The sequence below is a fragment of the Peribacillus alkalitolerans genome, assembly GCF_010882125.1.
GTDB lineage: Bacteria > Bacillota > Bacilli > Bacillales > DSM-1321 > Bacillus_BN > Bacillus_BN alkalitolerans.
The window spans coordinates 1-15010 of sequence record NZ_JAAGVZ010000026.1 but is presented as its reverse complement, the minus strand read 5'-3'; the positions used below and the strand labels follow the sequence as shown (position 1 = coordinate 15010).

Below are 15010 nucleotides of genomic sequence, written 5' to 3'. Positions count from 1 at the left end.
GAAGTTCCTTTCCTATGCTTGAAGCATCAGTGTTCTTATATTACACTTTTGACTAGTTGATTTTATGGAGGGGAAAATATTGATAGACATAGTACAACTAGGCTGGATTGACATTAGTACTAGTATAAAGAATATTGCTTGGTCCAGTATCTTACTTAAGAGTGGAAAAATCCTGTTACAGATTGTGGCGATTTATATAGGGTTTATCATTGTACGTGGATTAGGACATAAATTGACAGAACGAGCATTTTCTAGAGTGAATCAAAGGAAAGGGATTTCAGTCTCAAGAGCAAAAACATTAGAAAGCCTAACGAAAAATATTATAGGTTATGTCCTTATATTCTTTCTTGTCGTAACAGTCCTTCAATTATTCGGAATCCAAGCAACCGCGATCCTAGCTGGGGCTGGAGTGGTTGGACTGGCCATCGGTTTTGGTGCACAGGGACTGGTGAGTGACGTTGTGACTGGATTTTTCATCTTGCTAGAAAGACAAATGGATGTCGGCGATTATGTGACCATTGGGAATTTTGAAGGAATTGTGGAAGAGGTAGGCTTAAGAACTGCTTTGGTTAGAGGATTTAACGGGACACTCCATTACATTCCTAATCGTACCATTACAACCTTAAGCAATCATTCCAGGGGAAACATGAGAGCGCTAGTAGACATTACAGTCCCCGCTTCTGACAATCTTGATGTCGCAATTTCAGAAATCCAAGAGATTTGTAATGAGATTTCAAAAGACAATCATTCCATTATGGAGGGGCCAAGAGTTTTAGGAGTTCAAACATATGGCACCAGCGAAGTGGTCCTTCGAGTAATCGCAAAAGTAAAAAACGGAGAACAAAGTATTGTGGAAGCCCAATTAAAGAAAGCTCTTCATGAAAAAATCCATAGGTACTTAAAAATTTCTTCAGAAGGTAAATAAGTTAATTATGTGCTTATTGCACCTTAGCGGAGATTTCCGCTTTTTACTCAGAATTTGTGCATCTTAGCGGAGATTTCCGCTCTTTACTCAGAATTTGTGCACCTTAGCGGAGATTTCCGCTTTTTACTCAGAATTTGTGCATCTTAGCGGAGATTTCCGCTTTTTACTCAGAATTTGTGCATCTTAGCGGAGATTTCCGCTTTTTACTCGAAATTTTGTGCACCTTAGCGGAGATTTCCGCTTTTTACTCACGATTTATGCATCTTAGCGGAGATTTCCGCTTTTTACTCGAAATTTGTGCACCTTAGCGGAGATTTCCGCTTTTTACTCATAATTTGTGCACCTTAGCGGAGATTTCCGCTTTTTACTCGAAATTTGTGCACCTTAGCGGAGATTTCCGCTTTTTACTCAGAATTTGTGCATCTTGGCGGAGATTTCCGCTTTTTAATCATAATTTGTGCACCTTAGCGGAGATTTCCGCTTTTTACTCAGAATTTGTGCATCCTAGCGGTGATTTCCGCTTTTTACTCGAAATTTGTGCATCTTAGCGGAGATTTCCGCTTTTTACTCTGAATTTGTGCATCTTAGCGGTGATTTCCGCTTTTTACTCAGAATTTGTGCACCTTAGCGGAGATTTCCGCTTTTTACTCACAATTTGTGCACCTTAGCGGAGATTTCCGCTTTTTACTCAGAATTTGTGCATCTTAGCGGTGATTTCCGCTTTTTACTCAGAATTTGTGCATCTTAGCGGAGATTTCCGCTTTTTACTCAGAATTTGTGCATCCTAGCGGAGATTTCCGCTTTTTACTCGAAATTTGTGCATCTTAGCAGAGATTTCCGCTTATTACTCAAGATTTGTGCACCTTAGCGGTGATTTCCGCTTTTTACTCAAGATTTATGCATCTTAGCAAGATATCCGCTTTTTACTAGTGTTACGGATAATAGGGGAAGAACATTTTAGTTCTTCCCCTTTCCTCTGTTAACTTCTATTACTTTGAATGTCACTGACCACTTCCTCTAAATCAGTTGGGACTTGTGGAATGGAATAGCCAACAAATAACGGTGTTGTGACGTATCTCGGAACAATTTTACATGCAATAGAACCACCGATTTGATAGAAAAACAGATTATAGCTTTTACATGGAAATCTGAATAATCTTAAGAAGTAATAAACGGATTGTTGAATAAAATCAGCAAAAGCCTCCAATTTTCCGTTTTGGGATATTACGACATTCAACTCATAAAAGCCCATCCGAGGATGAGAAGATAGATTCCATTCTACCCCTTCCCTGGAGTCTATAATATAACCCTTGAAATCTTCCTCATGGATGTTCATGCTGTAATCCACCTTGTTGAGGCCTACAATTTGCATATGCGGATGTGCAATCGACCCACCTGATAAAGGTCCATGATTCTTGAACATTAATACACTTTCATATTTACCACTTTCGATAAACCCTTTCCAATGTTCCATCGCAAATTCAAACAGCTTGTACAAATGTTCTTTTGGATAAACGGAGAGTTCGGAATCACATCCCCCTCCTTCAATCAATACTGTTTGATAGGTATCACGAAGTGTCTGATATTTATTCTCCACTAAGATGATTGGACCATTGCGATCAATGATTATTTCTAATTGATTCTCATCACAAAACGGACAAGAAGTTTCTTTATTATGTATAGTCGAAGGTTTTTGTCTTCCTACAGATGGCTCAAAAAATAACTGTTTCTCCATATCCTTCTTCCCCTTTAATTCTTCTCATATTCTTACTTTATCATATTTCCTTTCACCACTTCTTATTTTGAACACTTCAAATTTGATTAATCTTAGATTTCAAGATATAGTTACCTAGGTAACTAATTTTCATTGATAGGATGAGTAACTTAATGGAAAATAACAATATATTTCATACGTTATTTCAAGTAGTCCGCAAAATAACAAAGGAAAAAAATGAGGTATTACAACCATTTGGACTTTTTACAGCTCAATTCTCTGTCCTATATGTCCTTAAACATAAAGGGAGTATGACCCAGACTGAATTATGTGACTATCTATCAGTCGAAGCACCTCCCATGACACGGACGCTACAAAGGTTAGAGACTCAAGGGTTTATCAAAAAGACACCAGGCAGTGATAAACGGACTAAATATATCACCTTATCCGATGAGGCAAAGAAGCTTTACCCACTGTGGGAGGAGGCAGTAAACCTTCATGATCAACAGTTACTTGGAAAATTGACCCCTCAGCAAAAAGACGACCTTCATCACATTTTAATAGCTTGGTACAACCAATTTTAAAGTTCAAAACACAGCAGGAGAGATATTTATGACTAAAGAAAAACTTTGGACTCGAAACTTTACCAATATATCACTTAGTAATTTTTTCTTGTTTACCTCTTTTTATTACTTTATGGTGACACTGCCTTTGTATTCAATGGATGAGCTCCATGCATCAAAATCATCTATTGGTTTGCTTATTTCCGTTTTTTTGATTGCGGCCATTATGATCCGGCCAATCATCGGTAAATGGGCTAGTTCAGACAGAAAGCATATACTTTTCGTGGTTTCTATATTGTTTAGCTTTTTATTTACACTCTTATATTTTGTGCCAGAAAATTTTGGCTCATTATTACTACTTCGCTTTTTACATGGTTTAGCTTTTGGTACTTCAACGACTTGCGCAGGTGGAATTGTAGCTACCCTTATTCCTGAAACACGTAAAGGTGAAGGAATGGGCTATTTTGCATTAAGCAATAATTTCGCAATGGTAGTTGGCCCTTTTTTAGGTCTATCCATCATGCATCAGTGGGGATATATTATCATGTTCACCATTAGTGCAGTATTTGGCTTTTTATCCTTTCTCACAGGTCTTTTTATTTCCATTCCAAAAGAGTTTGATTACTCTAAGCCTGTAAATAAACCATATAGTACTGATACATCACAAGTAGCCCAAAGTAGTTTTTTCGAAAAGCCTTCTGTGAATATTTCTGTTGTAGCGGCCATTTTCGCACTAGTATATTCTTCAGTAGCTTCATTCATTTCGATTTATGCTAAGGAGCTACAAATGTCTACAGTTGGCAGTTATTTCTTTGTCGTATTTGCAGTAGTGCTTTTACTGTCTAGACCTTTTACGGGTAAATGGTTCGATCAATATGGGGCTAATGTAATCATCTACCCTTCCATCATTATTTTTGCAATTGGAATGCTTTTACTTAGCCTGGCTAATAGTGTTACAATTTTCTTATTAGCAGCTGCTTTTATTGGATTAGGTTGGGGAACGTTAGGACCAAGCTTTCAAACGATAGCGATACAAATGTCTTCACCCAAAAGAAGAGGAGTCGCAACTGCAACCTATTTTTCAATTTTTGATATCGGATTTGGTCTTGGCTCATTTTTAGTAGGTGTAGTTGCAACGTCTGTCGGAATAAGTACACTTTATTTGTACGGATCCATTTTGGTATTATTAGGAATTCTGATTTACTACACATTACATGGTAAAAAAGCGCAAACTGAAAATTCCACTGTTACCCAATAAATAAAAAAATCCCAATCAATACTTGGGATTTTTTTTGATTGGATTTTTGTCCTTTAGTACTTCTTTTAATTCCATATTCGTATCCCTTTTTTAGAAACCCCTTATTTTTTTTACAGTTGCCCAATCGAGTTGCTGAAGAATCTTCACGAGTAAATCCACTGTATAAGTAAAATCATCTTCATGTATAATGGCAGCGTGACTGTGAATATAACGAGTTGCAATGGTAATTGCTAATGAAGGTGTTCTAACACCTGAATTGTGGACACTTCCTGCGTCTGTCCCGCCAAATGGTAATGCTTCATATTGAAACGGTATTTTATTGTCCTCTGCAATGCAAATGACATAATCACGAAGGTCAGGATGCGATATCATACTCGAATCGTATAAAACAATCTGCGGTCCTTTTCCCATTTTCGAAGCTGTAGCAGATTTTTGAATTCCTGGAGTATATTTTTCATCATCTGCATAGCTTCTGTTTCATGTCCTACCACACCATGTGCTTCCGTTAATTTTTTAAACATACTGTGTAATTGATTCATTATTTTTGCCTCCTCCTATAAGTATAATAATGGCGATGGAAATAATAATTGGGGTTTTCGTTACCTAAAGGTGACTAAACAGTCTATTTTAACTTTAAAAAAATTTACATCTTATGAGATTCAAAAAAATGGAGATTATGATTTAGCTTGTGATAAAGGATTGATTGCTGTGTACTATGGCCATTGAATGGAAATTTATCAATTTGTAGTTTAGGCTTATGAATTACAAAAGGATGAATAGATAGAATGATGGAGATTATTTTCTCCTCCTCTCTTTTTTAAACTGACTGTTTAGTTTATTTTATTCCGATTCCCGTAATATGGCAACTATTTTTCCAAAAATAGTTGCCATATGGTTTTTTTGAAACGAAAAAAGCTTGGATCATCATCCAAGCTTTGCAATCATTGGTTAGTTCCTTTAAATATAAAATAATCTACCATCAGTTTAATTGCAGATTCAATGGCTTCCTCACTAGGATTCAGTCCTGCATTATGCAAACCATATGAGGAGTCTGCTCCAAGCCAAAACATAAACCCAGGTATTTTTTCTAGCATAAAGCCAAAGTCTTCTCCAGTCATCGCTTCTTTGCATTGGAATAATTCTACGTCATCACGACTTGCAACGAAATTCATGAATTCTCGAGTTAGGTTCGATTCGTTATATACTTGATGATACATAGCACCATAGTCAATGGAAGCTTCACATTGAAAACCATATTCTATCCCTTTTACAATTTGTTCGATTCGATCTTTTACCTTGATCATAGATTCTACCGAGAGAGTCCGAATGGTGCCTTCCAATCTAGCATTTTCAGCAATGATGTTCTGGACGGTTCCGCCAGTTATTTTACCTACTGTTATGACAGCAGAATCTAGAGGGTCTACATTTCTAGATATAACGGTCTGTAGCTGATTGACTAGCTGACATGCTGCCACTACCATGTCATTGCTTTTATGTGGATAGGCAGCATGTCCACCTTTTCCTTTTAAATCAATAAACAGCTCGGAAGTATTCGCAAATAATAAGCCTTCTTTTACCGCCACCGTTCCAACCTTGTATTCAGGTGCTATATGTAGTGCAGTTATCATGTCTGGCATCCATGTTTGCATTTCTTCTGAAGCCAGCATAGGTTCTGCACCACCAGGTCCTTCTTCTGCTGGCTGGAAAATGAACAATAGATTGTCATCAATCGAATTCTCGACAAAATGCGTGAGTATACCAAGGGCGATACTCATGTGAAGATCATGCCCACAAGCATGCATTCTTCCTTCATGCTCTGATTGAAAAGGCAAATTCGTTGCTTCCGTTATGGGAAGACCATCAATATCAGTTCGATATCCTATTGTTTTAGTTGGATTCGTCCCATTAACTTTCACGAGAATTCCCGTTCTCCAGGTTTGTATTTCTAATCGATCTTGTGGAAGTGAACGAATGTATTGGATTAAATAGGCATGCGTTTTATGTTCTTGAAATCCAAGTTCCGGTATTTTATGTAAATCTCTTCTGATTTTGACAAATGGGGATATTGACATTATTTTCCCCCTCTCTTTCTAAAAAATAAAAAGAGTGACTCATTGAAAAAGTCAAAGCCTACAATTCAACACAATTACGTTTTGAATAGATTTTGACCTTTTCCGAAGTCACCCACTTTAAAATATAGCCGCCTTATAGTTGGCGAAGTTCTTTCATTATTTCAGTTTTTGATTTCGTTTTGTCATCAATTTGCTTGATTACACGTGCAGGAATTCCCGTAGCAACAGAGTATGGAGGGATATCTTGTGTTACGACTGCACCAGCTCCTACTACAGAACCTTTTCCTACTGTTACACCTTCAAGTACCACAACGTTTGCACCAATCATTACGTCGTCTTCAACGACAACCGGTTTCGCAGAAGGTGGCTCGATTACACCAGCAAGGACACTACCTGCTCCAATATGACAGTTGCTTCCTACTGTAGCACGCCCACCAAGTACTGCGTTCATATCGATCATAGTACCAGGTCCGATTACTGCTCCAATATTAATGGAAGCCCCCATCATGATTACCGCATTGTCACCAATTTCTACTTGGTCGCGGATGATTGCACCAGGCTCAATACGAGCTTTGATGTTTTTCATATCCAATAAAGGAATAGCAGAATTACGACGGTCGTTTTCCACGACATAATCTTCAATTTTACTTTCATTAGCTTGGATCGCTTCACTGATTTCAGCCCATTCTCCAAAAACAACTCCACTGTTGCCAGTGATGAATGACTTAGTAGTTTCTCCGAAATGGATGCCTTCAAGGTCACCTTTTATGTATACTTTAACAGGTGTAGATTTTTTTGCGTTTGCAATGAATGAAATAATTTCATGAGCATCCATCATTTTCATGAGAATGGCCCCCTTCATAATTTTTATATAGACATACTTTATCAAACAAAAGTGGGTTAAACAAGATAAATGTCGAATCTTATTACTTCGGTAAGAATTCTTGGACCAATTCTACGAAAGCTTGAACTTGTTTTAATTCAAAAGCAGCTTCATATCCAAGGAGCCAAGTATCGCGTTCAATAGGATGATTTTGTTCATCTAGAAGTGGGATTTTGTAAATACTTTTTTCTGTATCCTGAATGGTGATGGCTGGTAAAATGGCATATCCTATCCCATTGAAAGCCATTTGCTTACATGTTTCAATTTGATCGACTACGATTGTCCTTTTAGGCGCGGTTTGGAATTGTCGAAGCCACCAGTCTTGAATTTCCTGATAGTAACTGGAATCACTTTTGAATTGGATAAACGGCCTATCCGTTTCAAGAACTTGCTCAAGCTTGTTCATTTCAGTATCCACTAAAAAAAGTCCGTCATTGAATAAATGTTTTTTTACTCCTTTCCAATCGGAGTGTCCTCTTACAATCCCAATATGCACATGATCGTCATACAAAGCTTTTAATATTTCACTGCTCCAGCCTGTTACCAAGGATATCTTGGCATGGGGATACTTTCTTACAAACTCTTTTAAAACCTTTGGCAGCCAGTTTTGACCTACAATGGATGCACAAGCAATTCGTAATGTACCGTATACTTTCGAATCCATCGCTTGGATCTCTTCCCTTACCTTTTCTCGTTTTTCTATTACTTCATTTGCAAAACGAACGACTGATTCTCCAGCCGGGGTTAACGAAAGTCCTTTTTGTGAGCGAACAAATAATTTTGTTTGCCACTCCTTTTCAATCGTTTGTAATCTTTGAGAAAGAGCAGGCTGAGAAACAAAAAGTCGTTCTGCAGCCTTACGCATATTCATTTCTTGGGCAAGGACTGAAAGTAACTGATATTCAGAAAATGACACGTGCAAAAACCCCTTGATAATTATTTCTTATGACATTTTATTATTTTATTGTAATTTCATTATTGAACGTAATTCAATACAATAAAAATGTCAAATATAGGGGGTTTTTGAAATGACTGCCATGTTATTAATCTTCTTAGGTTTTATCGTTGCTTTTATAGGGACACTTGCGGGAAGCGGAGGCCTTATTGGTATGCCTTCCCTTATGCTACTTGGTGTGCCTGTTCATAGTGCAATTGCCACAGCAAAATTTTCAAATATGATTAGCTCTTTCTCCAGCTTTTATGTTCTCCTTAAAAAGAAAGAATTAAAGCTAAAAGAAGCAATAAAATTAATTCCGATTGCACTTCTGGGAGGACTGACAGGTGGATTATTGGCCACTTCGATATCGGATAAAACGATGAGTTTAATTGCGGTCTTCTTATTAAGTGGAGCCTTTATTCTCTCATTCATTAAGAAACCGAAGCAAGATGGAGTCGATGGTTGGAGTCCTTCACCAAAAACCTATCCATTTTTATATGGCATCAGTACATATGACGGGATGTTTGGACCAGGTCAGGCTACTATGCTGATGTATACTTTTATTTGGAATGGAGCTTCCTATATTCAAGCAATCGCATATACTCGCTTCCAAACTTTCCTGAGTTGTTTTGCCGCATTTTTTCCATTTTGGCTGAATGGAGACATAAAGTGGCATGTAGCTATATATTTTGCATTGGGATCTCTGATTGGAGCACAAACTGCTGTTAGATTAGCACCAAAAATACCAACTAAATATTTAAAGTGGCTTCTGAATGTAGTGACAGTTTGTCTTATTCTTCAATTGCTTTGGAAAGTACTTTCTTTTAGATAAGCTCTGCTAAAACATATTGTTGATTTATCCACATAGTTGATTGGAGTGGAAAGCATTTGACTCTTGCGGGAGCAGCTGTAAAGGTTAGACCCCACAGACCCAGTGTACTGAGGAGGCTCACCGCCTGCCCTGCGGAAAGAGAGAGCCTGGAACAGAAATCAACAGCTCCGTTTAACAGAGCCTTAAGATAAAATAATAAAAGCTGAAGCAGTAAGTACAAAAAGATACTTTCTGCTTCAGCATTTTTAAAAAAGTTATTCTACTGAATTATTTAATTCCTGCAAAATTGCGCGTCTTGTCAAAATCCCTTCAAAGATCCCTTCTTCATTTTGGACACATACGAAGGGATGATCAATTAGCAATTCTAATCCTTTTTTTATATCATCTTCCAATAAAAGCCTTGGAATCTCACTTTTCATGACTTCAGTTACTTTTTTATACTCCAATTGTTCAAACTCTATTCTTGTAAGCCCTAAAATTGAATCTAAAATCATTGGTGTACTGATCAGGCCGTGTAGTTTATAAAAAGGATCTAAAACTGGGATTGCTGTATACCCACTTTTTGTAAGAACTAACAAAGTATGCTCGAGATTGTTTCCAAGCTGAACATGAGCGACGCGTTCTGCAGGGATGATAAATTCTTTAATCTTAGATGATAACAATTCATTATTGTGTAAACTAAGCATATTTAAACACCTTACCTTTAATAAGTAACGATATTATTTCTCACCCATCTATAGTAACACAGTTAAGTATTTCTTACCCCCTCAATAAAGGTTAAAACTAGATTACATTTTTGTTTTACGGCTCAGAAAATTAAATATTTCATCAAGTGTTTCTCTTGTCTTAGTAGCTTCTTTTTTTAGTGTAATTATTTCTGCAAGCATCAGTAACATAACAAAAAACATTACAATCAAAATTAAATAAAGCACAACCCCTACCACCTTTTTCCATTATATTCATATTATAGCAGTTATGTGGCAATTAAAGATTGGTTATTTTGTATTAAGAATATAAAGTTTGTCCGTTGATTGCAGCGAGAGGCACTTGCTTTCCGCGGTGAGGGATGGGAGTCTCATCGGCGTTACCGCCTGTGGGTTCTCCCACTTCCCACTTTTTCCCGTAGGACATTCAATAAGCTTCCTCGAATGAACTCCGCACGAGGGAAATGCGAAAGCATTTTCGAGGTGTCAAGCACCCTCCTCTACAATCATCTCAGATAGTAAAAGTTAATTACACTCAAACTTTACGAAAACCCTAAAGATTTTATTTATTGGAGTATTAACAACGCCTATTTCCCCTCAAAAAAATAAGAGTCCCAATGGACTCCTACTTTTATGCTTGTAACAAATCAAATATTTCAATTGTAATCATATCAATGTTATCAAACTGATATTTGGAAGACTTTCCTTTTTCACTATATACTTCCAGTTCAAACATATCTGTTTTGTTGAAGAATGTAACCTGACAAATTTTTGCTCCGTCCACTTCAAAGAAACGCTGTGCTGTTTCTGTTTCCTTTGCTTGTTCTTGTAGACTCTTTAATCTGGTAAGGATGCCTTGTAATTGCGACATACTCCCACTCCTTTCTCAATGAAACCTATATCCGATAGGATTCACTATATCATACTTTCTTATCCTTTTGCTATGACAATGTATATTCAGAATCTTTTCTCTTATTTCTTTACACATAGAATAGTATAGACATAAAATAAAATTGGAATTAGAAACTAACAGGGGGAATGATTTTGAAAGCTGTTAAGGATTTAGGTAATAACATATTTCTAATTGATTGCCACGATTTACAAAGAAAAGAACGTACAGGATCGTACGTTTTACGAGACGAGCAAAATATCACCTTAATTGAATCTTCAGCAAGTCCTTCTGTACCTTACATATTAGATGGTTTACGTGAGTTACACATTTCTCCAGAGCAAGTATCCTATCTTATTGTCACTCATATCCATTTGGACCATGCAGGTGGTGCTGGTTTGTTATTGAAGGAATGTCCGAATGCAAAAATAATTGTCCATTCAAATGGAGCAAGACATTTAGAAGATCCAACGCGTTTGATTGCCGGTGCGCGTGCAGTTTATAAAGATGACTTTAATCGATTGTTTGATCCGATCATACCTATCGAACATTCAAGGATCATCATAAAAAAAGATCGAGAAGCCCTTTTTCTTTCTCCAACCCGTACTTTAACTTTTTATGATACACCAGGACATGCCAACCATCATTTTTCCATACTAGACAATGTTTCCAATGGTATTTTCACTGGTGATACAGCAGGAGTTTATTATCAAGAATTGAAGCAGAATGACATTGATCTTTATTTACCTTCCACTTCACCTAACCAATTTAACCCTGAAGCAATGGTACAGTCTTTAAATCTATATAAAGAACTAGGTGTCAATTCCATTTTCTTTGGACATTTTGGAATGACATCCTATCCTGAAGAAGTGTATAAGCAAATCTCTCATTGGATTCCACTTTTCCTTGAGGCTACTGAAGAGGGAGTAAATTTAGGGGGGACTTTTGAAGATCAATCTCAAGCTGTATATCAATTACTGATGAAGAAAGTTCAATCACATTTAGAAAAAATGTATGTAAGGATTGACCATCCAGTTTATGAAATTTTACAACTTGATTTGCATGTTTGTGCCATGGGATTGGTAGATTATTATCATAAAAAACAATCCTAAATACCTAGTCCCAATCCAGGTTCGGAAATAAGACTAAATGCTTACAAAATCCACAAAATACAGTTCAAAATACTAGTCCCAATATCAAATCTGCTTTTGTTTTCAATCTAATGATTTCTACTATTCCTTAAGAAAAATAAACATCATTTAAAGCCCGGTCACACCTGTGTCCGGTTTGTTTTTTTTTTGTAAATTTAATGCGTTTTACTCTCCTTTTCCAAGTTTTTTTATTATAATATTAGTAGTAGTATGGTGAAGATTCCTTCCCCTACATTTTAACAAAATCCATCAAAATTAGAGGTGTACCCTATGGCTGAAGTCATTCTATTTTCACAACCTCAATGCCCCCCCTGTGAATTTGCAAAGAACTATTTTAAAGAAAATAGCATCCCCTTTGTAGAAAAGAATATTTCACAAAATGCAGCTGCAAGAAAAGAGTTAACTACAAAATATCAATCCTTCTCAACCCCTACTATTATCATTGGGTCAGAAGTAGTAAGAGGATTTGATCAAGCCCGTATTGAAGAACTACTTTCCTTGTAATCACATTAATATTTTCATAAAACTTTTTCCTCATGTTTTTACCAAAAAAAACATTAAAAATACAACAAAAAAATTATTGAAAGAAAGTAACCCCATAGATTATTATTAGGATTGCTGAGTACATATGCAGCAAGTGATCTTGGGGTGAATTTTGTGTGTAAAAAATGCATCAATTACCTCAAACAAAAATAGGAAAGGGGCGGATAGTTATTTGTTAAGAAAAAGGGAAATTCACGACTCCTCAGTGCTGTTCGAGTTATTATCCCATCCAGAAGTGTTTCCATTCGTTAGAGAAAAAGCACAGACATTTGATGAATATGTGTTTGTGATGAAATCGATCCTGGACGCTGAAGAAAATGGAAACCTAATTAGCCGTGTCATAACCGATGAATATGGTAGGGCTGTCGGAACGATCAACTTGTTTGATATCATTGATCGTAGTGGTTACTTGGCTACATGGTTAGGAAAGCCGTTTCATGGTATGGGTTATAATCAAATGGCGAAAGAATTGTTTATCGAGGAATTGTTCCGTGATTACGATATTGAAAATGTACTAGTTAAAATAAGAAAAACAAACCTTCGCTCAATAAAAGCAATAGAAAAGCTGTCTTATGTTCTAGATGGAGAAGAGGTTTTCCATGATGAATATAAGCGCATAAATGCAGAAGAAGATATCTATAGGCTGTTTGTTGTCAACAAACATTTATTCTATGCTTATATGAAAAATGAGCAAGAAGAGGTTGTCTTGGAGGCATGATTTAATTTATGATATGTGACACCAATACGTAACACCCCATTCGTTCAAACAAATAAACGGATGGGGTGTTACGTTATTTCTGCCATGTTTTTAGTGAGAAAATACGGTCCCACTCCGAAATAATTTCACTTACTGTAGACCCAACAACTACTTGATATGGTTTCCAACTGAAAAAGGATGTTAATGTAACAGCATCATTTTTTGAAGGAATAACTGTCTCTACATACTCAGTTCCTTCTTGGAGGATAGCATCCTCAAATGAAAACTCTTCTTTAATCTTGTCCTTGTTCCACTCGTAGTTCACTTCATCAACTTTCCATACCCCAGCTTCTTTTATCAATTTAACTCCTTCTTTATGGCCTTTATACGTTACAGGAGCATCCTCCACTGTTTCAAAGTATTCAGTAATGGCTACAACATTTTCATCTTCTTCTATTACCTCTGTCTTTTCGTTATAAGAGAAATTAGGAATCATATTTGGAGCAAAATCCGACCCTAATATCCCAAACTGCCCCTTGTCAAATTCGATCATATTTTCAGAAATGAATTTTCCAATAAATCTTTGACTAAAATAGGGTTTCATAATTGTGTTAATATCTTCTGTGGAATACGTTTTTTCTCCAAAGGAAAGTTGGTTATCTAAAGCCTTTTCCATTAATTCAAACAGTTCTACCCTACTCGCATTTGCATGTTTTGTTGCTTTAACTTCCGATTTCTTTGAAAATACATCGCTATGTATTGTTTCTGCTCCGGCAACAGAACCCGTGTAAAGTAACAATGATGCAGATAATAGTATTTTTGCCGTATATTTTCCCATTGTTCAAGCTCCTTTTCCTTAATTTGTTTTGTACTTACCATTTTATCAATCGCAAGTTGCATTCAATATAAAAACAATTCGTTAAATAAATACATGACATGACAAATTCTATAGAATTCCGAGGTTATGATTAGCTATATTATTCATTACCCAGAATATTCTGTAGAAAACCGTCAGATAGGAAAAAAATTAGGTAAAAAAAAAAAAAAAAAAAAAAAAAAAAAAATCGAGTAGGAGGCACGTTACCGTGCCGACCTCTCACACCACCGTACGTACCGTTCGGTATACGGCGGTTCGAAAGTTTATGTAATTACTAAAGACATAGATTTTAGTCCTAGATTCTTCCAATAGTTATTATGCATGGCTCTATCTAAGGTTTTACTGTTAGACATACGCCAATATCCTTTTCTGGTATTGGCGTTTTTCCATGCATCTTCTTTTGAGATTCCTAATTTCTTTAGGTTTCTGTACTTGGTGGTTACCTTCTTCCACTCTTTCCATCGGCACGCTCTCAACCTGCGTCTCGTATGTTTATCACACTTTAAGGCATAACCCTTCATGTCTCCGACTTTAAAATAATTCCCCCATCCTTGGATGAGTTGATTTATTTTTAAGATGCTGTACTCCATACTGACTCCCCAGTTACGATTGGTAAGCTTCTTTAGCTTATCCTCGAATCTCTTCTTGGTCTTCCTTGGCACGAATACTCTTGTTTTCTTCCCATAGAAACTCACTCCTAAGAATATATGTGCTATCGGCTTTCCCACCGCACTTTTCTCCTCATTCACCTTGAGTTTCAATTTCTTCTCAATGAAATCTGAGACCCCTTGTTTAACCCTTTCTCCAGCCTTAAGACTTTTCACATAGATGTTTGCATCATCTGCGTATCTGACAAATCGGTGACTTCTCTTTTCTAATTCTTGATCTAGTTCGTTTAGAATAATATTGCTTAATAACGGACTAAGTGGACCACCTTGCGGTGTTCCTTCACGATTTACTGTGAC

At 36.6% G+C, this 15010-nt stretch carries 18 protein-coding genes; 7 read left to right on the top strand and 11 right to left on the bottom strand.

The genetic code is table 11. The features are described 5' to 3' along the window. Nucleotides 1-79: 79 nt before the first annotated feature. Nucleotides 80-925 (top strand): mechanosensitive ion channel family protein, encoded by an 846-nt coding sequence (locus G3O09_RS19635; protein ID WP_275898344.1) that lies wholly within the window; start codon nt 80-82, stop codon nt 923-925. Nucleotides 926-1904: 979 nt separating this feature from the next. Here G3O09_RS19635 and G3O09_RS19630 read toward each other — a convergent pair. Beyond that, nucleotides 1905-2660, bottom strand: coding sequence for a DUF4931 domain-containing protein (locus G3O09_RS19630; RefSeq protein WP_163103140.1), 756 nt, complete (start codon nt 2658-2660; stop codon nt 1905-1907). A 152-nt stretch (nt 2661-2812) separates the two neighbouring features. Here G3O09_RS19630 and G3O09_RS19625 point away from each other — a divergent pair, with 152 nt between their 5' ends. Together G3O09_RS19625 and G3O09_RS19620 are read left to right on the top strand one after the other, a co-directional pair. After that, a complete protein-coding gene (locus tag G3O09_RS19625) occupies nt 2813-3223 on the top strand; it encodes a MarR family winged helix-turn-helix transcriptional regulator (protein ID WP_163103139.1) in 411 nt (136 codons plus the stop codon). 28 nt (nt 3224-3251) lie between these two features. Continuing rightward, nucleotides 3252-4460, top strand: coding sequence for an MFS transporter (locus G3O09_RS19620; RefSeq protein ID WP_163103138.1), 1209 nt, complete (start codon nt 3252-3254; stop codon nt 4458-4460). Between the two features lie 90 nt (nt 4461-4550). Here the strand turns inward: G3O09_RS19620 and G3O09_RS19615 are convergent, their stop codons facing one another. The 5 genes from G3O09_RS19615 to G3O09_RS19595 all read right to left on the bottom strand — a co-directional run bounded on the left by G3O09_RS19615 (nt 4551) and on the right by G3O09_RS19595 (nt 8331). Beyond that, the gene (locus tag G3O09_RS19615) at nt 4551-4832 is read right to left on the bottom strand and encodes a hypothetical protein (protein ID WP_240338500.1); all 282 of its coding nucleotides are present in this window, start codon (nt 4830-4832) and stop codon (nt 4551-4553) included. Continuing rightward, entirely contained in the window at nt 4829-4999 is a 171-nt protein-coding gene (locus tag G3O09_RS19610) for a hypothetical protein (protein ID WP_163103136.1), read from the bottom strand. Before G3O09_RS19610 ends, G3O09_RS19615 begins: the two co-directional genes overlap by 4 nt. A 402-nt stretch (nt 5000-5401) precedes the next feature. Next, nucleotides 5402-6532, bottom strand: a complete 1131-nt coding sequence (locus tag G3O09_RS19605) for an N-acetyldiaminopimelate deacetylase (protein ID WP_205439688.1) — start codon at nt 6530-6532, stop codon at nt 5402-5404. Between the two features lie 133 nt (nt 6533-6665). Next, nucleotides 6666-7376 (bottom strand): 2,3,4,5-tetrahydropyridine-2,6-dicarboxylate N-acetyltransferase, encoded by a 711-nt coding sequence (dapD, locus tag G3O09_RS19600; protein ID WP_163103135.1) that lies wholly within the window; start codon nt 7374-7376, stop codon nt 6666-6668. Nucleotides 7377-7458: 82 nt separating this feature from the next. Further along, entirely contained in the window at nt 7459-8331 is an 873-nt protein-coding gene (locus tag G3O09_RS19595) for a LysR family transcriptional regulator (RefSeq protein ID WP_163103134.1), read from the bottom strand. Nucleotides 8332-8443: 112 nt separating this feature from the next. On the opposite strand from G3O09_RS19595, the gene G3O09_RS19590 reads away from it, so the two are divergent. Continuing rightward, nucleotides 8444-9184 carry a sulfite exporter TauE/SafE family protein gene (locus G3O09_RS19590; protein ID WP_163103133.1) on the top strand — a complete coding sequence of 247 codons (741 nt, stop codon included), beginning with the start codon at nt 8444-8446 and terminating at the stop codon, nt 9182-9184. 254 nt (nt 9185-9438) lie between these two features. Here G3O09_RS19590 and cbpB read toward each other — a convergent pair whose 3' ends face one another. The 3 genes from cbpB to G3O09_RS19580 all read right to left on the bottom strand — a co-directional run bounded on the left by cbpB (nt 9439) and on the right by G3O09_RS19580 (nt 10759). After that, nucleotides 9439-9870, bottom strand: a complete 432-nt coding sequence (gene cbpB, locus G3O09_RS19585) for a cyclic-di-AMP-binding protein CbpB (protein ID WP_163103132.1) — start codon at nt 9868-9870, stop codon at nt 9439-9441. Nucleotides 9871-10189: 319 nt separating this feature from the next. Next, nucleotides 10190-10315 (bottom strand): hypothetical protein, encoded by a 126-nt coding sequence (locus tag G3O09_RS22825; protein ID WP_275898343.1) that lies wholly within the window; start codon nt 10313-10315, stop codon nt 10190-10192. A 204-nt stretch (nt 10316-10519) separates the two neighbouring features. Continuing rightward, nucleotides 10520-10759: a YkuJ family protein gene (locus G3O09_RS19580; RefSeq protein WP_163103131.1), complete on the bottom strand. Its 240-nt coding sequence runs from the start codon at nt 10757-10759 to the stop codon at nt 10520-10522. A gap of 173 nt (nt 10760-10932) precedes the next feature. On the opposite strand from G3O09_RS19580, the gene G3O09_RS19575 reads away from it, so the two are divergent. The 3 genes from G3O09_RS19575 to G3O09_RS19565 all read left to right on the top strand — a co-directional run bounded on the left by G3O09_RS19575 (nt 10933) and on the right by G3O09_RS19565 (nt 13189). After that, the gene (locus G3O09_RS19575; protein ID WP_205439687.1) at nt 10933-11889 is read left to right on the top strand and encodes an MBL fold metallo-hydrolase; all 957 of its coding nucleotides are present in this window, start codon (nt 10933-10935) and stop codon (nt 11887-11889) included. A 309-nt stretch (nt 11890-12198) separates the two neighbouring features. Next, on the top strand, nt 12199-12432 hold the full coding sequence (locus G3O09_RS19570) for a glutaredoxin family protein (protein WP_163103129.1): 234 nt from the start codon (nt 12199-12201) through the stop codon (nt 12430-12432). Nucleotides 12433-12643: 211 nt separating this feature from the next. Next, nucleotides 12644-13189: a GNAT family N-acetyltransferase gene (locus tag G3O09_RS19565; protein ID WP_163103128.1), complete on the top strand. Its 546-nt coding sequence runs from the start codon at nt 12644-12646 to the stop codon at nt 13187-13189. A gap of 73 nt (nt 13190-13262) precedes the next feature. Here G3O09_RS19565 and G3O09_RS19560 read toward each other — a convergent pair whose 3' ends face one another. Both G3O09_RS19560 and G3O09_RS19555 read right to left on the bottom strand, forming a co-directional pair. Continuing rightward, a complete protein-coding gene (locus G3O09_RS19560) occupies nt 13263-14006 on the bottom strand; it encodes a DUF3993 domain-containing protein (protein WP_163103127.1) in 744 nt (247 codons plus the stop codon). 302 nt (nt 14007-14308) lie between these two features. Further along, nucleotides 14309-15010, bottom strand: a 702-nt coding sequence (locus G3O09_RS19555) for a group II intron maturase-specific domain-containing protein (protein ID WP_163103126.1), incomplete at its 5' end; no start/stop codon positions are given.